This window comes from Sphingomonas sp. (genome assembly GCF_040398505.1).
GTDB lineage: Bacteria > Pseudomonadota > Alphaproteobacteria > Sphingomonadales > Sphingomonadaceae > Sphingomonas.
This window is the reverse complement of record NZ_JBBATX010000015.1, coordinates 16,901-38,440: the sequence shown is the minus strand read 5'-3', so window position 1 is coordinate 38,440 and position 21,540 is coordinate 16,901. Positions and strand designations below refer to the sequence as shown.

Annotated in this window: 21 protein-coding genes; 9 read left to right on the top strand and 12 right to left on the bottom strand. The window is 65.0% G+C overall.

Annotation, left to right across the window (positions count from 1 at the left end):
• From ABWP09_RS03765 to glmM, 3 genes are all read right to left on the bottom strand, one after another.
• On the bottom strand, positions 1-179 hold a 179-nt coding region (locus ABWP09_RS03765), incomplete at its 3' end, for a bifunctional hydroxymethylpyrimidine kinase/phosphomethylpyrimidine kinase (protein WP_353203828.1).
• Between the two features lie 85 nt (positions 180-264).
• A complete protein-coding gene (locus ABWP09_RS03760; protein ID WP_353203827.1) occupies positions 265-510 on the bottom strand; it encodes a DUF1272 domain-containing protein in 246 nt (81 codons plus the stop codon).
• A 141-nt stretch (positions 511-651) separates the two neighbouring features.
• Positions 652-1,992 carry a phosphoglucosamine mutase gene (glmM, locus tag ABWP09_RS03755; protein ID WP_353203824.1) on the bottom strand — a complete coding sequence of 447 codons (1,341 nt, stop codon included), beginning with the start codon at positions 1,990-1,992 and terminating at the stop codon, positions 652-654.
• Positions 1,993-2,064: 72 nt separating this feature from the next.
• Here glmM and ABWP09_RS03750 point away from each other — a divergent pair, with 72 nt between their 5' ends.
• Complete coding sequence (locus ABWP09_RS03750) at positions 2,065-3,354, top strand: dicarboxylate/amino acid:cation symporter (RefSeq protein WP_353203823.1); 1,290 nt, start codon at positions 2,065-2,067, stop codon at positions 3,352-3,354.
• Here ABWP09_RS03750 and ABWP09_RS03745 read toward each other — a convergent pair.
• A complete protein-coding gene (locus ABWP09_RS03745; protein ID WP_353203822.1) occupies positions 3,345-4,040 on the bottom strand; it encodes an NnrU family protein in 696 nt (231 codons plus the stop codon). The two genes, ABWP09_RS03750 and ABWP09_RS03745, sit on opposite strands and share 10 nt — an antisense overlap.
• A 12-nt stretch (positions 4,041-4,052) precedes the next feature.
• Positions 4,053-5,867, bottom strand: a complete 1,815-nt coding sequence (locus tag ABWP09_RS03740; protein ID WP_353203821.1) for a peptide MFS transporter — start codon at positions 5,865-5,867, stop codon at positions 4,053-4,055.
• A 115-nt stretch (positions 5,868-5,982) separates the two neighbouring features.
• Here ABWP09_RS03740 and ABWP09_RS03735 point away from each other — a divergent pair, with 115 nt between their 5' ends.
• Both ABWP09_RS03735 and ABWP09_RS03730 read left to right on the top strand, forming a co-directional pair.
• On the top strand, positions 5,983-6,561 hold the full coding sequence (locus ABWP09_RS03735) for a nitroreductase family protein (protein WP_353203820.1): 579 nt from the start codon (positions 5,983-5,985) through the stop codon (positions 6,559-6,561).
• A gap of 39 nt (positions 6,562-6,600) precedes the next feature.
• On the top strand, positions 6,601-6,954 hold the full coding sequence (locus ABWP09_RS03730) for a GntR family transcriptional regulator (RefSeq protein WP_353203819.1): 354 nt from the start codon (positions 6,601-6,603) through the stop codon (positions 6,952-6,954).
• 134 nt (positions 6,955-7,088) lie between these two features.
• On the opposite strand, the gene ABWP09_RS03725 is transcribed toward ABWP09_RS03730, so the two are convergent.
• From ABWP09_RS03725 to ABWP09_RS03715, 3 genes are all read right to left on the bottom strand, one after another.
• Positions 7,089-8,732: a hypothetical protein gene (locus tag ABWP09_RS03725; protein WP_502959751.1), complete on the bottom strand. Its 1,644-nt coding sequence runs from the start codon at positions 8,730-8,732 to the stop codon at positions 7,089-7,091.
• Between the two features lie 9 nt (positions 8,733-8,741).
• A complete protein-coding gene (locus tag ABWP09_RS03720) occupies positions 8,742-10,487 on the bottom strand; it encodes a hypothetical protein (RefSeq protein WP_353203818.1) in 1,746 nt (581 codons plus the stop codon).
• Positions 10,488-10,570: 83 nt separating this feature from the next.
• Positions 10,571-11,788, bottom strand: a complete 1,218-nt coding sequence (locus ABWP09_RS03715) for an argininosuccinate synthase (protein WP_353203817.1) — start codon at positions 11,786-11,788, stop codon at positions 10,571-10,573.
• 78 nt (positions 11,789-11,866) lie between these two features.
• Here ABWP09_RS03715 and ABWP09_RS03710 point away from each other — a divergent pair, with 78 nt between their 5' ends.
• A complete protein-coding gene (locus ABWP09_RS03710) occupies positions 11,867-12,286 on the top strand; it encodes a DUF1801 domain-containing protein (RefSeq protein ID WP_353203816.1) in 420 nt (139 codons plus the stop codon).
• Here the strand turns inward: ABWP09_RS03710 and ABWP09_RS03705 are convergent.
• From ABWP09_RS03705 to ABWP09_RS03695, 3 genes are all read right to left on the bottom strand, one after another.
• Positions 12,283-13,509, bottom strand: coding sequence for a class I SAM-dependent methyltransferase (locus ABWP09_RS03705; RefSeq protein ID WP_353203815.1), 1,227 nt, complete (start codon positions 13,507-13,509; stop codon positions 12,283-12,285). The two genes, ABWP09_RS03710 and ABWP09_RS03705, sit on opposite strands and share 4 nt — an antisense overlap.
• A 73-nt stretch (positions 13,510-13,582) precedes the next feature.
• Positions 13,583-14,344: a molybdopterin-dependent oxidoreductase gene (locus ABWP09_RS03700; RefSeq protein WP_353203814.1), complete on the bottom strand. Its 762-nt coding sequence runs from the start codon at positions 14,342-14,344 to the stop codon at positions 13,583-13,585.
• Positions 14,341-15,135, bottom strand: a complete 795-nt coding sequence (locus ABWP09_RS03695) for a cytochrome b/b6 domain-containing protein (protein ID WP_353203813.1) — start codon at positions 15,133-15,135, stop codon at positions 14,341-14,343. The genes ABWP09_RS03700 and ABWP09_RS03695 overlap by 4 nt, the downstream gene beginning before the upstream one ends.
• Positions 15,136-15,242: 107 nt before the next feature.
• Between ABWP09_RS03695 and ABWP09_RS03690 the strand changes: the two genes are divergently transcribed.
• Positions 15,243-15,872, top strand: coding sequence for a flavin reductase family protein (locus tag ABWP09_RS03690; RefSeq protein WP_353203812.1), 630 nt, complete (start codon positions 15,243-15,245; stop codon positions 15,870-15,872).
• Between the two features lie 99 nt (positions 15,873-15,971).
• Here the strand turns inward: ABWP09_RS03690 and ABWP09_RS03685 are convergent, their stop codons facing one another.
• The gene (locus ABWP09_RS03685; protein WP_353203811.1) at positions 15,972-16,841 is read right to left on the bottom strand and encodes a 3-hydroxybutyryl-CoA dehydrogenase; all 870 of its coding nucleotides are present in this window, start codon (positions 16,839-16,841) and stop codon (positions 15,972-15,974) included.
• Positions 16,842-17,003: 162 nt separating this feature from the next.
• Between ABWP09_RS03685 and motA the strand changes: the two genes are divergently transcribed.
• The 4 genes from motA to ABWP09_RS03665 all read left to right on the top strand — a co-directional run bounded on the left by motA (position 17,004) and on the right by ABWP09_RS03665 (position 21,533).
• On the top strand, positions 17,004-17,867 hold the full coding sequence (gene motA, locus ABWP09_RS03680; RefSeq protein WP_353203810.1) for a flagellar motor stator protein MotA: 864 nt from the start codon (positions 17,004-17,006) through the stop codon (positions 17,865-17,867).
• 235 nt (positions 17,868-18,102) lie between these two features.
• Positions 18,103-19,011, top strand: coding sequence for a flagellar motor protein MotB (locus tag ABWP09_RS03675; protein WP_353203809.1), 909 nt, complete (start codon positions 18,103-18,105; stop codon positions 19,009-19,011).
• Positions 19,008-20,390 carry a glycosyltransferase family protein gene (locus ABWP09_RS03670; RefSeq protein WP_353203808.1) on the top strand — a complete coding sequence of 461 codons (1,383 nt, stop codon included), beginning with the start codon at positions 19,008-19,010 and terminating at the stop codon, positions 20,388-20,390. The genes ABWP09_RS03675 and ABWP09_RS03670 overlap by 4 nt, the downstream gene beginning before the upstream one ends.
• Positions 20,391-20,399: 9 nt before the next feature.
• Positions 20,400-21,533 (top strand): GNAT family N-acetyltransferase, encoded by a 1,134-nt coding sequence (locus tag ABWP09_RS03665; protein WP_353203807.1) that lies wholly within the window; start codon positions 20,400-20,402, stop codon positions 21,531-21,533.
• The last annotated feature ends 7 nt before the right edge of the window (positions 21,534-21,540 follow it).

Below are 21,540 nucleotides of genomic sequence, written 5' to 3'. Positions count from 1 at the left end.
TCGATCTGCGCGATCACCATCTCGGTCGGCACGGGCATCACCGCTTGCACGCCGAGCGTATTCTGCGCGGTGATGGCGGTGATCGCGGTCATCGCGTGGCCGCCGAGCATCGTGACGGTCTTGATATCGGCCTGAATGCCCGCACCGCCGCCCGAATCGGACCCGGCGATGATGAGGATGCGCGGGGTGAAACGCCCCTCCCGCTCGCGGAAGGGGTTGGGGGAGGGCCTGTCCCGATCGCGAAGGTTCGTCACATGCCCTCCCCTAGCCCCTCCCGCGAGCGGGAGGGGGATTAAAACGCCGCACTGTGCTCGCCGGATGGCGCGCAAGCGCATCGTCCACGCGTGCCGGGCGGTCCATCAATTCGCCGCCGCAATTGGGGCAGCGGTCGTCGAGCTTGTCGGCGCATTCGGCGCAAAAGGTGCATTCGAACGAGCAGATGAACGCGCCCGCCGCATCGGCGGGGAGATCGGTACCGCAGCGTTCGCAATCGGGGCGCATTTCTAGCATCATTTTTCCTTTCTTCCCCTCTCCCTTTGGGAGAGGGGCAAGCCGCGAAGCGGCGCGGGGTGAGGGTCGGTCGCGGAACCGCCCTGCCCTCACCCTTCCGTCGCTTCGCTCCTCCCTCCCTCTCCCAAAGGGAGAGGGAATTTACCCCGCCGCCACTTTCACCGCGGCGCAGATCCGATCCACCACTGCCTCGACTTGGCGCGGATCGTCGCCCTCGGCCATCACGCGAATCACCGGTTCGGTGCCCGAGGGGCGGATCACCAGGCGACCCTTGCCCTTCAACTCGGCTTCGGCCTCGGCGATCACCGCTTTGACCGCCTCCGCTTCCAAAGGCTTGCCGCCCGCGAAGCGGACGTTCTTCAACAACTGCGGCAGTGGCTCGAAGCGGTGAAGCAATTCGCTTGCCGGGGCACCGGCCCAGACCAGCTCGGCCAGGATCTGCAGTGCCGCGACCAGCCCGTCGCCGGTTGTCGCATAATCCGACAGGATGATGTGCCCGGATTGCTCGCCGCCGACATTGTAACCCTGCGCGCGCATCGCCTCGAGCACGTGGCGATCGCCGACCGCGGTGCGGATCAGGCCGATTCCTTGCGCCGCAAGATGCCGCTCAAGCCCGAGGTTGGACATAACGGTCGCCACCAGCCCGCCATTTTTCAGCCGCCCGCTGCGCGCCCAGCCGCTCGCGATCGTCGCCATCAACTGATCGCCGTCGATGATCTGGCCCTTTTCGTCGACCACGATCAAGCGATCGGCATCGCCGTCGAGCGCGATGCCAAGCTGCGCGCCCGATACCACCACCGTCTCGCACAGCAGCCCCGGCGCGGTCGATCCAACGCCGTCATTGATGTTCTTGCCGTTCGGGGTGACGCCGATCGCAACCACATCCGCGCCCAATTCCCACAAAGCGGTCGGCGCGACACGGTACGATGCACCGTTCGCGCAATCGACGACGATGCGCATTCCGTCGAGCCGCAGATCTTCCGGGAAGGTCGATTTGGCGAAGTGGATATAGCGCCCCTGTGCATCGTCGACGCGGCGGGCGCGGCCGATTTCGGGCGCGGGGCTGAGCGCGATGTCGCTCTCGATCAACGCCTCGATCGCGGCTTCATCGGCATCGGACAGCTTGTACCCGTCGGGCCCGAACAATTTGATCCCATTGTCGAAATACGGGTTGTGGCTGGCCGAGATCATCACGCCCAAATCGGCACGCATCGATTGCGTCAGCATCGCGACCGCAGGCGTCGGCATCGGGCCGAGCAATACCACGTCCATGCCGACGGAGGTGAAGCCTGCGACCATCGCCGATTCGAGCATATAGCCCGACAGGCGCGTGTCCTTGCCGATCACAACGCGGTGCTTGTGGTCGCCGCGCCGGAAATGCGCGCCCGCCGCCATCCCGACCTGCATCGCCATCGCGGCGGTCATCGGCGCTTTGTTGGTGAGGCCACGAATCCCATCGGTGCCGAAATATTTTCTTGCCATTCGTGCGCGTCCGTTCGGTTATGCCGGGTAGCTTAAGGGGCGTGATAGCGCCGCATATCGATAAGGGCGAGTATGTCGCGCAGCTTGAATTCTCCATCGACCCGGATTCTCGGTTCGCTCGTCCTCGGCTTGCTGCTCGGGGTCGTGCTCGCCGCATCGCACCCGGGCGCGGTGCCGGGCGTGGTGGGGGTGACACAACCGATCGGCACGGCGTGGCTCAATGCCTTACAAATGACGGTGATCCCCTTGGTGTTCTCGCTGCTCGTCACCGGCATCGCCGCCACCGCCGAAGCCGCGCGCAGCGGCGCGGTCGCGGCGCGCGCGATCGCGGTGATCCTGACGATCATGGTGGCAAGCGCGGTCGCCGCCGCGATCCTGACGCCGCTGTTCCTGGGGTTTGCGCCGATGCCCGCAGCGTCGGCCGCGGCCTTGCGCGGCGCGCTCGCCGATGTCGCACCGGCCGGGCCGGTCCCGCCGCTCGGCGAATTCATGGCGGGGATGGTGCCGAGCAACGTTGTCGCCGCCGCCGCCAATGGCGCGTTCCTGTCGCTGATCCTGTTCGCATTGGTCTTCGCCTTCGCGCTCACCCGGATCGACCGCGCGGGGCGCGAGACGCTGACCGGTGTCTTCGCCGCGATCCGCGACACGATGCTGGTGATGATCGGCTGGATCATCTGGATCGCGCCAGTCGGCGTGTTCGCGCTCGCGCTGACGGTGGCGGCGAAGACCGGGACGGCGGCGGTCGGCGCCTTGCTGCATTACATCGTGACGGTGTCGTCGGTCGGCATGGCGGTCAGCCTGTTCGCGCTGCCGCTGGCGCTGTGGGGCGGGCGCATCGCGATCGGGCGGTTCGTGCGCGAATCGGCACCGGCACTTGCGGTTGCGCTCAGCACGCAATCCTCGCTCGCGAGTCTGCCGGCGATGCTCAAGGGTTCGGAGGCGCTCGGCGTGCCGGTGGCGACATCGGGCGTGGTGCTGCCTCTGTGCGTCGCGATGCTGCGCGCGACGGGGCCGGCGATGAACCTCGCAGTCGCGATCTATGTCGCGGCGTGGTTCGGCGTGCCATTGACCTTCGCGACGCTCGGCGCGGCGACCGCGATTGCGGTGCTGACCTCGCTCGGTTCGGTCAGCCTGCCGGGGCAAGTCAGCTTCATCAGCGCGATTTCACCGATCGCGGTGACGCTTGGCGTGCCGCTCGCCCCGCTCGGATTGCTCGTCGCGGTCGAGACGCTGCCCGACATTTTCCGCACGCTCGGCAATGTGATCTTCGATCTGGCGGTGACGGTAACGGTCGCCGCGCGAAGCGAACCGGCCGAACTGTCGGCCGCCGATATGCTGCTCAGCGACGCGCCTCAGCCGTAAATCCAGCGCCACGCGCCCGCTGCCACCCCGGCGAGCGGGATATGCGCCCAGGTTGCGGCGAGCCAGATCACCACGCCGCCGGCAAGGTCATGCGGGCGGAAGCCGCCGAACTTTGCGCGGCCCTGGGCGATGGCGAGGAACGGCCAATAACTTGTCTTGGCCTCCCATGCGCGCCAGCTATCCCCTTGCAGCGCTTCCTTCTTACGGTCCTGCAGGCCTGCCCCGACCAAAGCGAGCACGAGGATCGCGACCGACACGACGATGTTGGCGGCGATCGGATAGACCGCGATGTGGCACAGCCCCCAGAGCGCGAACGACCACATCATCGGGTGCCGCGTGATCGCGAAGACGCCCTTGGCGACCGCTGGCGTCGGCGACCCCGGCGGCCCGGGCAAGGCGGGATTGCCGATCAGCGAGCCCACCAGCAGTACGCTCGCGACCAGCATGATGAGCGTCACCGGACCCCAGATCCCCTCGCCTACGGCCCAGAGCAATGCGGTGGCGGGCGAGGCCTGATAGACATGCGCCAGCCAGCCGAGCGTCGCGAACGCGACCAGCACATAAACCCCCATGAACCCGCCTGCACCCAGCGCCTTCACCAGCGGCGCGCGAAGCGGGTGAGACAGGAGGAAATGCGTACCGACGAACGCCGTGGCGGCGATCGCTACCTGAGTCGTGCTATCCATCTACCGTCCCCCTTATTTGACGCCGTGCATCCACTTCTTGAGCGGCCAGGACAGGACTAGCAGAATGATCCCGAGCACGATCGCGATTTCGGAAATCGTCGTGAACACGCCGACATAGGTTTCCAGGCTGACCTTGAGGTTGGTCACTTGCCCGCCCACCGTTTCCACACTGGCGAACTGCGCGACGATGCCCGCGACATATTGTGCGACGGCGATCGACAGGAACCACACCCCCATCATCAGCCCCACGATTCGCGCGATCGACAGCTTCGTGATCATCGAAAGGCCAACGGGCGAAATGCACAGCTCAGCCATGGAATGGATCAGGTACAGCCCCGCCAGCCACCACAGACCGACCTTATAGTCGGCACCGGCAAAGTGCGATCCCCATACCAGGAACAGAAAGCCCAGCCCGACGCTGACCAACGCGACGCCAAACTTGATCGGGATCGTCGGTTCCACCCCACGCCTTGCCATCGCGTTCCACAGGATGCTGAACACGGGCGCGAGCAGGACGATGAACAGCGCGTTGAAAAACTGCGTTTGCCCTGCGGAGATCGAAAACCAGCCGAACACCGACAAATCGGTATTGCGATCGGCAAACAGCGTCAGCGACGAACCCGCCTGTTCGAACAGCGTCCAGAAAACGGTGTTGAACGTGATCAGCACCATCGCCGCCAGCATCATCTGAAATTCCTCGCGCGATCCCTTGACATAGGACCAGCCAAGAATGCCGGGCACGCTGATCAGAAACGTGCCGAACATAATCTTGCCCATGACCGGCAAGCCCAGAAAATAGCCGACGATCCCCGATCCCGCAGCAGGCGGCACATAGTTCATCAGGTTCGTGAACAGGAACCAGACGACCGGGATCATCAATATCGCACCGGCATAGATAAAGACGTCACGGTTGGTTGGTGCATCGACGGGACGATCCCCGATTCCGTCCAGCTTGCCCCCGTCGAACTGGATCAGCAGCCACGAAATCATCATGCCAACCGCAGCAAGCGCAAATCCCGCCCACCAGCCGAGCCCGCCCCAGCTGCCCATGCCCACCGCGAGCAGCGGGCACAGAATTTGCGAAAACAAGGAGCCGAGATTGATGCCCATGTAGAAAATCGTGAACCCCGCATCGCGCCGTCGATCGCCCTGTGCATAGAGCGCGCCGACCATGGTCGAGATATTGGGCTTGAAGAAACCATTGCCGATCGTGACGAGCGCAAGTCCGATCAACAGCAGGAATACCGTCATCGGCGCGCGCTCACCGCCCGCCTCAAAACCGCCCGCCGCAATCTTGCGCACTTCTTTGCCATCGGCCGCGAGCAGCGAGACCGTCTTGTCGTCATTACCCTTGATCAGCAATTGCTGTCGGCCGTCGCGCACGAATTGCTGCCGCGCCGATCCTGTGCCCTGCACGGTCACCTCGTAGCGCTGGCCATCAATGGTCGCGAACGGGCGGGCCGCCTCGCCGCCGCCAAGGCACAAGGTGAGATAGCCGAGCGACATCAGGATCGCGCCGAATTTTACCGATCGTTTCGATCCCAGGAACCGATCCGCCATCAATCCGCCGATCAGCGGTGTCAGATACACCAAGGCGGTGAAGCCACCGTAGATGCCCGTGGTGGTCGTGTCGCTGAACAGGAAATGCTGCGCCAGATAGAGCGTCAGCAGCGCGCGCATACCGTAATAGCCGAACCGCTCCATCGCTTCGGTCGAAAAGAGCCGCGCCAATTGCCGCGGATGCCCGAACCACGTCTCGCCCGCCGCCGGATTGACGTGGGTGATATCCGGCTCGCGCGGGGTATCCGCGGTCGGGGTGTCCACCATTGCATGCTCCCTGAGTGTCTTGGACGCCGTCGAATGCGGCACCGTTGGTTGCGTGCGAGACTAGCGGCAATCGCGGGTGTGTAAATATCTCTCCGCCCGCGGTACAGGGCAACGCATGCTCAACGACCTCACCTCCCCGCTCTCGCTCCTCGCCACGCGCCGCTCGGGCAAGCCCCGCGATCTGGTGGCACCAGGCCCCGATGCCGCGCAGCTCGCGACGATCCTCGAGATCGCCGCGCGCGTGCCCGATCATGGCAAGATCGCCCCGTGGCGCTTCGTCATCGTGGAAGCCGAGCAGCGCGATGCGCTTTCGAAACGGATCACCGATGCGTACCGCGTCGAGCGCCCGCAAGCGGCGGCGACCGAGATCGCCGCGCTCGACCAGTTCGCGCACCAAGCGCCGGCTTTGGTGGTCGTCCTCTTCGCGCCGCGCACCGCGAGCCACATTCCACTGTGGGAGCAGCAACTGTCGGTCGGCGCGGCGTGCATGACCTTGCTGCACGCGACGCACGCGCTGGGTTTCGCTGGCGGCTGGCTGACCGGCTGGCCAAGCTATTCCGATGCGGTGCGCGATGCGTTCGGCGCGGATCCGGAACGGATCGCCGGGTTCTTCTTCCTCGGCACACCCGTAAAGCAATTAGAGGAACGTCCGCGCCCCGATATGCGTACGATCATTACAAGGTATGAGCCGTAAAAGACTGGACAGAATCGGCCATTGCTGTATTAGGGCAGCATGACAGCCTTGAACAGCGAAGACAGCCCGGTCTATATCAAGCTGCGCGCAACGATTTCCGCCGCGATTTTGCGCGGCGAGTTTCGCGCCGGCGACCAGCTTCCCTCGGTCCGCGCGCTTGCCGCCGAACATGGTGCCAACCCGCTGACCGTGGCCAAGGCCTATCAGAGCTTTCAGGATGACGGTTATGTCGAAGTTCGGCGTGGCGTCGGCATGTTCGTGCTGGCGGGTGCCGCAGAACAGCTGCGCGCGGCCGAACGCGAGCATTTCATCAAGACGAGCTGGCCACGCATTTCCGCGCATATCGATTTGCTTGGGCTCGATGTGGCGGATTTGCTCGAAACGGCTAGCTAAAACGTCCCCCGTTCGCCCTGAGCCTGTCGAAGGGCCCCGTCCGCGCGAGCGCCGCGAAATGTGGCGAGCTGCTCTTCGACAGGCTCAGGGCGAGCGGGTTTAGGGTCCTTTCGAGCAAGAAAGCCGACCGACGATCAGAATGGTGTCGGGCGCGGGCGCGCGGTTTTCAGTTCTTCATCGCTGATCTGAATTCCCCGCTTGCTGTGGTCGACCCGGAACAGCGCGCTTGTCCCGTCGCGCCAGATCTCGACCAGCCCCTCGTTGAATTTCGGGTCATAGGCTGGCGGGCGGACCAGCCAGACATAATCAAACGCATCGCGCGGGAAGCGGGCCATCGCCTTGTTGATCGGGCGCCACCATTCGCGCGGACATTGCGCGCTCGTTACGATTTGCGACGGATCGTGCGCGAAGCGGCGCGCTGGCAGATAGCGCGCGGTCAGCAATTGCGCGCCGGCCATCGACCATTGATCGTTCGAATAGGCCATCTTGCGTTCCAGCGCGATCGCCGGGAGATGCTCGAGGCGGCTCATCGTCCATGGCGCGCCGCATTGCGTGCCGATGAAGGTGACAAGCTTCGCCCCGACCGGAACATGATTGAGCGCTTTCAATTCGCGGTCATAATCGTTCGCGAACATCCAGTAACTCACTGTGCCCGCACCGATCCGCACCAGGAAAAAGGCCAGGCCGATCGCCGCCAGCGTCGCGCTGCCCCGGATCGAGAGGCCCGGCTTGGCGCGCACCGCGATCACCGCGATCCCGAACACGAAGGGTACCAAGCGCATATCGGCATAGGCCGATCCGAACACGATGCGCGGCAACAGCAGATAGACGGAGAGCAGAAAGAGCGCCGATAGCGCGAGATTGCGCGAATATTCGACATTGGGATCGCGAAAACCGCGGAACAGGATCACCAGCAGCGCCGCGACCGAAGCCATGTCGAACGCCATCCAGCGATCGCGCAGGGCCATCGTCGCATAACCGATCTTGGCGCGCCAGTTGAACCAGTCGGCGGTCTGCCCGGTGACATGCTCGCCGCTGCGCCACGCGATCATCAGCAAGATCGGCAAAGCGAGCGGGATGCAGCCGAGCCCGGCGCGGACCCACGCCTTGGCCCAGCTGACCGGCCCGTAATCGGTGCGCGCGTCATGCTGACGGATCATTTCGCCCGAGAAAGCAAGGACCCCAAGCACGCCCCAGCCAAAGGTGTGACATACCCACAAGGCGCACGACACCGGTACGAAGATCGCCGCGCGCAGCCGAAACCGCCGCAACCGCGCAAGGCGCAGCCACAATGCGAAGGCATTGAGCGCGATCGCCATCGCCAGCGCGAAATTCACAAAGCCGAACTGGAACGGATAGGAGTAAGCCAGCGGCAGCGCGAACAAGGCGGTCGGCGGAATCCGGCCATGCACTTCGCGCGCAATCCACAGCAGCCCCGTGACCATCAACGCCGGGATCGCCATGACGATCAGCTTAACCGCCAGTTCGAGCCCGAACAGCTTGGCCAGCGGAATGACGAGCAGGTCGATTCCGAGATTGCCGATCAGCTGCCAGTTGAAATTGTACCAGTCGAGCAGCCAGGGATATTGATCGTGCGAGAGCTGGACGCGGTAGCGCCCCATATGTCCCGGCAAATCGACCAGCGGCGGGATATCGGGACGCAGCAGCGGCACGATCGCAACGAGCGCCATGATCGCGACGAACGTGCGCGTCTGCCACCAATGCAGCGCCGCGCCGCCGCCAGCACGATCCGACCCCTCAATGTCCACCCCGTTCATGCGCGGCTCTTACCGCGCGGCGGGTTCCGGAAACAAGTCGGGTTCGACGGCGAATACGACGAGCGCCCGATTGCGCGGCCCGAGCGGCGTCAACCAGCGCGGCACGGGCCCGCGCCGCAGCGCGTGCGCGAGCGAGGCGGCGGGCGCGGCGACGAAGGCATCGGCGCACAGCGCGACATAGCGCACGCGCCAGTGTCGGGCGATCGCGCCGCCCTGCTCCGGCGCGCCGAGGAAGAAGCGATAGACCGCGAGGTTGCCGGCATTGTTGCGATGATAGGGCGCACCGACGACCTCCAGGCGGGTCGCACCGACCGCAAAGGCGCCGAGATCGAGCGGCGCGAGCAAGCGACCCGGCGGCAGCGTGGCGAGATCGGCCAGCGCCTCCCGATCGGTGCAACTGCCCTGCACCTGCCCGAGCGCCATCGGCCGCGGCGTATCCGCCACGACGGCATGCGCCGCGATCGGGTATAGCATGCCGGCCGAGGCGACCCATGCGCTCGCCAGCCAGACCGACCCGCGCGCACGCGCCGCCGCGATCACTGCGGCAAGGCCGGGGGCCGCGAGGATCGCCCCGGCATAGGCTCCACGCAGCTGCGCGCAGGTCAACGCCAGCGCCGCGAGCTGAACGATCAGCAACGCCCCCCAGCGCCCGTCGCGCGTCGCATGGAGCCGCCAGATACTTGCCAGGACGCCCGCCACCATCACCCCCGCATAGCCGATCGCGCTCGCGAGTGGTGCCGAGAACAGCGGCTGCGCTTCGCCCACCTTGCCCAGCCACAGCCGCACCAGCAGCGGATCAACCATGCCATAGGGCGAGAGACACTGGGGCGCGACCAGCACGATACCGACGCCGATCACCCCGGCGATGATCGCGCCGAGCACGGCGCGCGTCAGCGGCCGCGCGATGTCACGCGCGGCGAGCGCCATGCCCATCGGCGCGAACGCCGCGATCACGCCGGCACGCCACGCGATCATCGTGAAGCCATCGCACCCGGCATAGCCCCAGCTGTTGGTGCGGAACACGATCGACGCCGCGAGCAGGCCAGCCCCGATCCCGATCCCGAACCCCATCATCCGGTCATCGGCGCCGGGCCGCGCGCGCAACCATTCGAACGCCATCGCCGCGCCGCTTGCAACGATCAGCGGCACGGTTTCCATGCCGATGACAAGGCTCGCCGCCGCCGCCAGCCCCGCCGCCAGCCCCGGCTCCATCGCCGGGCGCGAGACGAGCGAGCGTACCACGATCAGCAGCAGCACGATCTGAAGCCCGTGATGATCGATCCGGCCTGGCAGGAAAATCGTCGTTGCCGGAAACGCGACCGCCGCCACCACGATTGCGGTGCGCGCAATCGCCGCGCCGCCGAGCACGCGCGCGATCCGTGCGATCAAGGTGAGCGCAGCGGCAAACAGCAGCGTCGGCCACGCGATCACCGCCGCCAGCTCGGCCGAATGGGTGCCGATCAGCGGGGCAAGCGCGCGGATCATCGCACCCGGCACCAGATCGGGCAGCCGCGACCAGTGCATCGCCAGGCCGGGGGCAGCGCCCAAGCGGTGCTGCGTCAGATCGGCAAAACCCTGCCCGCCGATCCAGTCACGGATTTGCTGGAGCCGCATCACATCGTCGGTATCGGGTAGCCGGAGCGCCGACAGCGCCGCCCAGTCGCGCCACGCCCAAACCACCGCCAACACGAGCGCCAGCGCGAGCGCACAAAGCGCATCGCCCAGCCGGGTGCGGCGGAGATCGGGCAGGTCCATGCGGCGCACGGTAGCGAAAGAGGGTTAAAACTCCCTCTTCTTGACTCCCCTACCTTCCAGCGAGGGGAGTCGAGAAGGAAGGATTACCGATCGCGCCGCCCGAGCAGCCGCAAGCGCAGCGCTTGCAGCTTAATGAACCCGGCGGCATCGCGCTGGTCGTACGCGCCCTGATCGTCCTCGAAGGTCACGACCTTCTCCGAATAGAGCGAGTACGGCGATTTGCGCCCGGTGACGGTGACCGAGCCCTTGTACAGCTTGAGCCGCACCGTGCCCGTGACCTTGGCCTGGCTATGGTCGATCGCCGCCTGCAGCATCTCGCGCTCCGGCGAGAACCAAAAGCCGTTGTAGATCAGCTCGGCATAACGCGGCGCAAGTTCGTCCTTGAGATGCGCGGCGCCCCGGTCGAGCGTCAATTGCTCGATCCCGCGATGCGCGAGGTGATAGATCGTGCCGCCCGGCGTTTCGTACATGCCGCGCGATTTCATGCCAACGAAGCGATTCTCGACCAGATCGAGCCGACCGATGCCGTGACGCCGACCCATGTCGTTGAGCGTTTCGAGCAGGGTCGCGGGCGACATGCCGACGCCGTTGATCGCGACGCCGTCGCCACCCGCGAAATCCACCGTGATCACTTCGGGCTCGTTCGGCGCATCCTCGGGATTGACCGTGCGCGAATAGACGTAATCGGGGACCTCATCCCATGGATCCTCGAGCACTTTGCCCTCGCTCGAGGTGTGGAGCATGTTGGCGTCGGTCGAGAAGGGCGCTTCGCCGCGCTTGTCCTTGCTCACCGGAATCTGATGCTGTTCGGCGAATTCGATCAGCTTGGTGCGGCTGGTCAAATCCCACTCGCGCCACGGCGCGATCACCTTGATGTCGGGCGCGAGCGCGTAATAGCCGAGTTCGAAACGGACCTGGTCATTGCCCTTGCCGGTCGCGCCGTGGCTGACCGCGTCGGCATTGAGCATCCGCGCGATCTCGATCTGGCGCTTGGCGATCAGCGGCCGCGCGATCGACGTGCCGAGCAGATACAGGCCCTCATACAGCGCATTGGCGCGCATCATCGGGAAGACGTAGTCCTTGACGAATTCCTCGCGCAGATCGTCGATGAAGATATGCTCGGGCTTGACCCCGGCCGCTTCGGCCTTGCGCCGCGCGGGTTCGAGCTCTTCGCCCTGGCCGAGATCGGCGGTGAAGGTCACAACTTCGCACTGATAGGTCTGCTGCAGCCATTTCAGGATGACGGACGTATCGAGCCCGCCCGAATAAGCGAGCACCACTCGATTGATCTGGTCGGTCATGGCATACTCCTGAAAGACGATGGCGGCGCGCTTTAGGGGCGGGGCACCCTCTGATGCAAGCGACTCGGGGGAGTGCAGATGGCGGCAAGCAACAAGACTGTCGAGAGCGATGCGAGCGTCGACGACTTTCTGGCCCGCGTGGAACCGGCCGAGCGCGCCGCCGATACCCGCGCGCTGATCGATCTGATGCGACAGGTGTCGGGGCTTGATCCGAAAATGTGGGGCCCGTCGATCATCGGCTTCGGCAGCGTGCACTATCGTTATGACAGCGGCCGCGAGGGCGACACGGTCGCGATCGGCTTTTCCCCGCGCAAGACCGAATTTGCGCTCTATGTCGGCGCGAGCACGCCCAATATCGCGGCGCTGCTGCCGGGCCTCGGCAAGCATCGCACCGGCAAGGGGTGTCTGTATGTGAAGCGCTTGGCCGACGTGAATTCTGCGGTGCTGGCCAACATCGTGCAGACCGCGTGGAACAATCGCATCGCCAGCGCGGTCTAACCGCGCATCGCGCGTTCGCCCTCCAGCATGTAATCGCGCGTGATCGGCAAGGTGTGGCGGTTCTTGGCGAACTGGACCTGATAATTGACCATCCCGCCGAAATGGAACGCCGCACCCGCGCCCGCCAGATAGAATTGCCACATGCGGTAGAAGCGCTCGTCATAGAGCGCGATGATCTGCTCGCGCGCGGCGAGTACGCGGTCATACCACGCATCGAGCGTATAGCCGTAATGCAGCCGCAGCACTTCGACATCGGTGACCATGAAGCGCAGGCTTTCATTCGCCGCGATGATCTCCGACAGCGCGGGATTATAACCGCCGGGGAAGATATACTGCGTCGTCCATTTGTCGGTCACCCCCGGCCCGCCCGCGCGCCCGATCGTGTGGAGCAGCATCACGCCGTCGTCGCTGAGCAAATCGCGGCATTGCCGGAAGAAGGTCGTGTAATGCGCTGGCCCGACATGTTCGAACATGCCGACCGAGACGATCCGGTCGAAGGTGCCCGTCACGTGGCGATAATCGATCAGCTCGAACTTGACCTTGTCGGCGACGCCCGCCGCCACCGCGCGTTCGCGCGCGACCTTCAATTGCTCCTCGGACAGCGTGACGCCGAGCACGTCGGCGCCGGTTTGCTGGTGGATGTACAAAGCCATCCCGCCCCAGCCGCACCCGATGTCGAGCACGGTCATGCCCGGCTTCAGCGCCAGTTTGGCGGCGATATGCGCTTTCTTGTCGTCCTGCGCGCGTTCAAGCGTGTTGGCGGGATCGGTATAATAGGCGCAGCTATATTGCCGGTCGGCATCGAGGAACAAATCGTAGAGCCGGTCCGACAGATCGTAATGGTGCGCGACGTTGCGTTTCGAGCGGCGCGCCATGTTGATCCGCCCGATACGGTGGGTGACCGATTGCACCGCGCGGCGTGAGGGAGAGGCGGCGAGGCCGTTGGCGCCGGCTTCCCACGGATCGTTCATCGTCAGCAGTCGGACGAGATCGCGCACATCGCCTTGCTCAACCACCAGCCGCCCGTTCATATACGCCTCGCCCGCGCCCAATCCGGGATCGCGCACGATTGCCGCTGCGGCCCCTGAATCGGTGAAGCGGATCGTCACGTCGGGGAACCCGGCCGCAGACGTGCCGAAGTTCAAGGTCTTGCCGTCGGCATGATGAACAGTCAGCGTGCCCTTGGTGACACGCCGCGCGAGAAAAAGATCAATCAGGGCCATAGTCTGCCCCTAAAGTCGCGGGGGCAGTGCGGCAATGGGGTCGATCGATTCGGGCACCGATGCGGGACTGAAATCAGATCCCGGCATACCAGTCGTAATCGATCGCATCTTCCCAATAGCCACCCTTGCCCTTGCCGATCTTGCTGAGCGAATCGACCGCATCGACTGCCATGACATATTTGGCGTTCTTATAGCCAAGCTGCCGCTCGAGGCGCAGCCGGATCGGTGCGCCATGCGCAACGCTCAGCAGCCGATCGTTCATCGCCCATGCGAGGATCGTCTGCGGGTGGAACGCATCGATCAAATCGATCGATTCGTAATAATTATGCCCCGAATAGAGATCGGCGCAGGTGAACACGATGTAGCGCGCGGTGCTGCGCACGTCCGCCGCCTTCAGGATCGTGCCCAGCATCGGCCCGTGCCACTTACCGATCGCGCTCCACCCCTCGACGCAATCGTGCCGCGTGATTTGCGTGCGCGCGGGCATCGCCAGCAAATCTGCGTGCGAAATGTCGAGCGGGCGGTTGACGAGGCCGCCGACCTTCAACCGCCAGTTCGCGAAGTTTTCCGCGACCATCGCGTTGTAGGTCGGCGTATTGGGGTTGGCGGTGCCGTTGACGCGGAAGATCGGCGACATCTGATCGGGGCGATATTCCTTGGCGAGCGAATCGCGGTTGGTCAGCGCACGGGCCAGCTGATAATTGAGCGTTTCGCCCGAAAAAACGAGCTTGCGGCCCAGCGGATTGGCCACGAATTTGTCGCAGCCGCTGAGCAACGCGCCCGCGCCGAGCGCACCCGTCGTCAGCAAGGCGCGCCGTGTGATGATGCCGCTCATGCGCCATGCTCCTGCGTCGCTGCCCCATGATCATCGGGGACCGTCCACCAGCCGGTGATCATCGATTTCACCTCGCCAAAGGCGCCCGCGAGAATGACCAGCACGAGATGGACGATAATGAAGATCACCAGCCCCGATGCCGCGAGGAAATGCACCGATCGCGCCGAGGCGCGCCCGCCGACGATCTCAAGCACCCATGGCCACGCCGCCGCCATCGTCGGCGACAAAGCGAGCCCCGATACAATCATCGCCGGGATCAGCACGAAGATCGCCGCAACATAGGCCAGCTTCTGGAAGATATTGCGCGCATTGGGGTTTTTCGGATCGTGGAAGCGAAGGGCGGCATGTTCCTTGGCATCGAACCAGAGATGCGCCGGGGCCAGTTCCTTCCGCCGGATCCGCAAATCCTTCTGAAAATGCGCGTTGAGCACGCTCGAGATCATGAAGAACAGCAACCCGAAGGCGAACACAAAGGCGAAGGTCAAATGCCAGCGGCGTGCGAGCGCGAGATTATACCCCGCCGGGATCGTCAGATAGGACGGCGCATGCGGCGGGTTGAACCACGGATGATCCGGATTCGCGCCGAAATCGCCCCAATAGAGATGCGGATGCGCGTTGAGAATCGTCAGTCCGCTGCCGATCATGATGAAGATCGTCACGACATTGACCCAGTGCCAGATCCGCGTGGTCAGCCGGTGGCGATAAATCGGCGTGCCGGGCGCGGGCGCGGCTGAAGGCACCCCCCCCGAAATGGCGGAATCGGGCGATGCGGAGAGGCTTGCTTCGGTCATGCAGGTCCCTATTCGTGCCGGCGAGGGTTACGGTTACGCTTGTCATCAGGTGTAGGCCAATAGCGCAGACGCGACACCGCGAAATCACCGACAGGAACCGTTCCGGGATGCAACAGCACCATTTCTACGAACCCCGCAACGGACATAAGGGCGTGCCCGGCCTCGCGCATGATCCGCTCAACGCGATCATCGCGCCGCGCCCGATCGGCTGGATCAGCACGCTCGGAGCCGACGGCACGCGCAATCTTGCCCCGTACAGCTTCTTCCAATTGTTCAATTATCGCCCGCCGATCATCGGGTTCGCGTCGATCGGCTGGAAGGACAGCGCCGCCAATATCGCCGCGACCGGCGACTTCGTGTGGAACCTTGCCACGCGCGATCTGGCCGAGGCGATGAACGCGAGTTCGGCGACGGTCGCGCCGGATGTTGACGAATTCGCGCTTGCCGGGCTGGAAGCGGCACCCGCGCGGCTCGTCGCGCCGCCGCGCGTCGCCACCAGCCCGGTCGCGTTCGAATGCCGCCATACCCAGACGCTGCGGCTGACCGATGTGGCAGGGGCCGAGCTCGACACCTGGCTGATCCTCGGCGAAGTGATCGGCATCCATATCGCGCCCGATCTGATCACCGACGGCAGTTATCGCACCGCCGCCGCCCACCCGATCCTGCGCGGCGGCGGGCCGGGCGATTATTTCGAGGTGCGCGCGGATGCGCTGTTCCGGATGGGGCGGCCGGCGTAACAAGACCAACGAGTGTCATCCCCGGGAAAGCGGGGATCCATCTCGAACGGTCAGAGCTGGGTCCCCGCTGCCGCGGGGATGACAGATTTGCCGCTCGCACTACCGCGTCGGCATCGGCTCCGCACCCGAATAGTCGTAGAACCCCCGCCCCGTCTTGCGCCCGAACCATCCGGCCTCGACATATTTCACCAGCACCGGCGCGGGGCGGAACTTGGGGTCACCCGTTCCCTCGAACAGCACGCGCGTAATTTCGAGACACGTGTCGAGCCCGATGAAATCGGCGAGCGTCAGCGGGCCCATTGGGTGGTTCAATCCCAATTGGCAGCCGAGATCGATGTCGCGCACGCTCGCCACGCCTTCACCCAAAGCAAAGCACGCCTCGTTGAGCATCGGCATCAGCACACGATTGACGATGAAGCCCGGCGCATCGTTGGCACGAACGACCTGCTTGCCGAGCGTGCCGACATAGGCCTCGACCGCATCGACCGTCGCATCGCTGGTGGCAAGCCCGCGGATCAGCTCGACCAGCCCCATCACCGGGACGGGATTGAAGAAGTGCACGCCCATGAAGCGCGCCGGATCGGGGGCGGCTTGCGCGAGCCGCGTGATCGGGATCGACGAGGTGTTGCTGGCAAGGATCGCGGTGTCGGACAGCACCTTGCCCACTTCACCGAAAATCGCGCGCTTGATCTGCTCGCGCTCGGTCGCCGCTTCGATGACGAGGAACGCCGGAGCCATGTCGGCGACGCTTGCGACCGGTTCGATCAGGGCGAGCGCCGCGTCGCGCGCCTGCGCGGTGATCTTTTCCTTGGTCACGGCGCGGTCGAGCTGTTTGGCGATTCCCGCCTTGCCCGCCTCGGCGCGGTCGCGCGACGTGTCGGACAACAGCACATGATATCCCGCCTGCGCCGAGACCTGAGCGATGCCCGCCCCCATTTGGCCTGCGCCAATCACGCCGATGCTGTCCATGGTGCTGCTTTCCCTGACGATTGAAAGCGCGCTCCCTCGCATTTCACCCGCGTCGTGTCATCCCCACGCGCCTCTGGTTAACCGATTGAACACCAAATCGGGTTTAAACCCAGCGCATTGCGGTCCATCGGACCCGCGCATCGCAGGGGCAAATCGCACGCCATGTTTCCCATTATAGGCCTTGTCGTCCTGCTGGTGATGATCTTCGGTGGTTTTGCGATCACCGGTGGCGCGCTCGGCCCCGTGATGGAGGCGATCCCGCACGAAATGCTGATCATCGGCGGGGCCGCGGTCGGCGCGCTGATCATCGGCAATTCGATGAAGGAGCTGAAAGCGCTCGGCGGCGGCTTCATGAAGGTCTTCAAGGGCCCGAAATACAAGAAGCAAGACTATCTCGACGTCATCTTCCTCGTCAGCAAGCTGATGAAGATGCTGCGGACCGATGGCCCGATCGCGCTCGAACCGCATGTCGAGGATCCGAAATCCTCGGCCGTCTTCGCTGAATATCCGCGCCTGCTGGCGGACCATACGCTCATCAATCTGATCGCCGACACGCTGCGCCTCGTCGTCGTGTCATCGGGTACGCTCGATGTCCATGCGGTCGAAGACGTGATGGATAACATGATCAAAACGCATCATCACGAAGTCGAGGGGCCGCACGGGACGATCGCGTCGCTGGCCGATGCGCTGCCGGCGCTCGGCATCGTCGCGGCGGTGCTCGGCGTGGTCAAGACGATGGGATCGATCGACAAGCCGCCCGCGATTCTGGGCGCGATGATCGGATCGGCGCTGGTCGGCACGTTCATGGGGGTGTTGCTGGCTTATGGCATCGTCGCGCCGCTCGCCAACCGGCTGAAGCAGGTGATCGAGGCCGATGCCGCGATCTACCACGTGGTCAAGCAGATCATCATCGCTTCGCTCCACGGCCACCCGCAACCGCTGGTGATCGAAGCGGCGCGCTCGGGCATCGCGCATTCGAACCAGCCGGGGTTCGCCGAAGTGTTCGACGGGCTGCGGGGGCGGTAATGGTCACGCCAAGCCGCGGAGGCGCGAAGAAGGTTTTGTTCGCGCGGAGGCGCGGAGGCGCGGAGGGGGTGTGCCCCGCCGCGCCAGCGGTTCGTCATAACCAGCCCTGGGCATTCGTGAGCGCGCTGACGCGCGAATCGTTCTCTGCGCCTCTGCGCCTCTGCGCGAACCACGCTTCTTTGCTTGTTCGCGGCTTCGCGCCTTCGCGTGAACGTCTTTCCGGTGACGCCCGCTAATGGCCGCCGCGCGCGCGCCGCACGGCACCAATGTGCCGCCCAAGATCATCTACAAGAAGATCTATATCGAGGGACATGGCGGGCATCACGGCGGCGCGTGGAAGGTCGCTTATGCCGATTTCGTGACCGCGATGATGGCGTTTTTCCTGCTAATGTGGTTGCTCGGCGCGACCAATGAGAAGCAGCGCAAGGCGCTCGCCGACTATTTCTCGCCAACGCTCGTCCAGCGCCAGGAAAACAGCGCAGGGTCAAACGGCATTTTCGGCGGCGATTCGATCACGGCGAAGGACAATTACGCGCACCGCGCCTCGCAAAGCGGAACGCGGTCGATGACGGTGCCGGTCGAGGCGATCGGCGGCGATCAGGTCGGCACCGGGCAGAAAGGCACGCTGAAGGACAAGGCCGCCTTGTCCGCCGAGGACCGCAAGAATTTCGAGGCGATGAAGCGTCAGGTGACGATGGCGATGGCGTCGAACCCCAAGCTCGCCAAGCTGTCGAACCATATCCGCTTCATCAGGACCAATGACGGCCTGCGGATCGATCTGCTCGACGATGCTGATTATTCGATGTTCGATCTCGGCACGACTCAGCTCGAGGGACGCGCGTCGTCGCTGATCGGGCTGATCGCGCAATCGATCAAGGCGACCACCAACCCGATCATGATCCGCGGCCATACCGACAGCCTGGGCTATGGCGATCCGCTGGCAATGAACAATTGGATGTTGTCGAGCGCCCGCGCCGAGGCGACCCGGCGGCGGCTGGCGGCGGGCGGGATTGACGAGATGCGGTTCAACCGGATCGAAGGCGTCGCCGACCGCGAGCCGATGATCAAGGAAGACGCCGCCGACCCGCGCAACCGCCGCGTCGCAATCACCTTGCTGTACCGCGCCACGTCCTTCGGCCAGTGACCCGCGCGCAGCTTTATGCCGCGTGGAGCGTCCAGGCAGTGCTGGGCGGGCTGCTACTCTACGGGCTGACCGCCTTGCCCGATCTGCAGGCGCGGTGGGGCGTGTCGCTCGGCAGCATCGCCGCGGTCCTCGCTTGGATTGCGCTCGCCGCATTCGGCTTCGCGCTCCTGCGCGAAATGCCACGCCGCCGGAACTTCGCGCTGCTGGCGCTGGCGCTGATGACAGTCCGCGTCGCCTTCGCCTTGCTGGCAGTGTGGCGCACTTCGACCGGTGACCCCAACGCCTATCTAAACCTCGCCAAGGGGCTCCTCGCCGGGCACGGCCTCGTGATCTACGATCCCTTCTTCGGCAGCGCGTGGCGCGCCCTGTTCCCGCCGCTCTATCCGGTTTTGCTCGCCGGGTGGGGGGCGCTGTTCGGCTTTTCGACACCCTCGGTCCTTGCCCTTGGCACGCTGACCGACACGGCAACGGCATGGCTGATCGTGCTGTTGGGGACGCGGCTCGGCAGTGCGGTGGCCGGGCGACGGGCCGCGTGGCTGTATCTCCTCTGGCCCTCGGTGCTGTTTTCCGCACCGCTCGCGCAGAAGGAATCGCTGTGCGCGCTGCTGGTCCTGACGCTCGCGCTGACATGGGTGCAGCACCACCCCGGCTGGCGCGGCGCGGTGGCGCTGGGGGTACCGGCCGGCCTGCTTGCGCTGACGCAACCGGGTGCGGCGCCGCTCGCCGCTTTGTTCGGGATAGTGCTGGTCGGCCGGATCGGGCTGTGGCCGGTGCTGGCGACGGGGCTGCGCGGCGCGGTCGTCGCCGGGATCGTGCTGTTGCCGTGGTGGATCCGTAATGGGATGCTGTTCCATGCCTTTGTACCGCTGACCACCGCGAGCGGCGCGAGCCTGTGGATCGGCAATAATCCCGATGCCACCGGCAATTGGGAGCCGCCGCCGATCGCGCTGAAGGGCATTCCCGAAATGGCCTGTGGCCCGCGAATTCAGGCGATAGCGCTGGAGTGGATCCGCACGCATCCGGCAGGCTTTGTCCGGCTAACCGCCACCAAGTTCGTGCGCGCGTGCGGCGTCGCCGAATTCGGCGTCACGCGGCTGGTCGCGATGGGCCCGCCCTTCCCGCACCTGCTTGCCGCCGGGCTGTGGCCGATCGCGCAACTGTCGCATCTGGCGCTGCTTGGGGGTGCGGCAGCACGGCTGGGGCGCGTTCCCGCGACGCTCGTCCTGCTGATCGCAGCGTGCGGCCTGCACTTATTGCTGTTCGGCGTGTGGTTCGAATTTGGCGAGCGGCACCGCGAATTCGTCACCCCCTTCCTGTTGCTGGCTTTATGCTGGTCGTATGACGACGCAGCAGTTGAGAAAGCACCGCCGACACCCTAGCTTAGCGCTGTGAAAGACGCCGTCACCGCCCGCATCGCCGACGGCGTCTCCGCAATCCCGGCGGCGGACTGGGATGCCTGCGCCGGCAGCGCCAACCCGTTCGTTGCCCACGCCTTCCTGTCGATCCTCGAACAATCGGGTAGCGCGCGGCCGCGCACCGGCTGGCAACCGATCCCGATCATCGTTGACGGTCCCGACGGCAAGCCCGCCGGAATCGCGCCGGCCTATGCGAAGAGCCACAGTCAGGGCGAATATGTCTTCGACCATGCCTGGGCCGATGCGTGGGAGCGGGCGGGCGGCCAATATTATCCCAAGCTGCAAATCGCCGTGCCCTTCACCCCGGCACCCGGGCCGCGCTTGCTGCTGCGGGATCCGGCGCAAGCCCCTGCTTTGATCGCGGCGATCGAGGCGGTGACCGATCAGCACGGCCTGTCCTCGGCGCATGCGACCTTCGTCTGCCCCGAGCAATTGCCCGCGTTCGAAGCCGCGGGCTGGCTGATCCGCGAGGGCACGCAATTTCACTGGCAAAATCAGGGCTATGCGAGCTTCGACGATTTCCTCGGCGCGCTCGCCAGCCGCAAGCGCAAGGCGATCCGCAAGGAACGCGCCGGCGCGGTCGAGGGGCTGACGATCCGCCACATTGCCGGCGCGGACATTACCGAGGCTGAGTGGGATGCGTTCTGGGTGTTCTATCAGGACACCGGCGCGCGCAAATGGGGCCAGCCGTATCTGACCCGCGAATTCTTCTCGCTGCTGGGCCAGACGATGCCCGAGCGGGTCCTGCTGATCCTCGCCGAACGCGACGGGCGGCCCATCGCGGGGGCGCTCAACCTGATCGGGGAGGATACGCTGTACGGCCGCTATTGGGGCTGCACCGAGGAAGTCCCCTTCCTCCATTTCGAGCTTTGCTATTATCAGGCGATCGACGCGGCGATCGCGCGCGGGCTCAAGACGGTCGAGGCCGGCGCACAGGGCGAACACAAACTCGCGCGCGGTTATGTGCCGGTGCCGACCTGGTCGGCGCATTACATTCCCGATGCGGGGTTCCGGCGCGCGATCGGCGATTTCCTCGCGCGCGAGCGGGCGTCGGTCGAATCCGATCAGGAATTTCTCGGCGCGATGACGCCGTTCAAAAAGGGGTAGACCAACC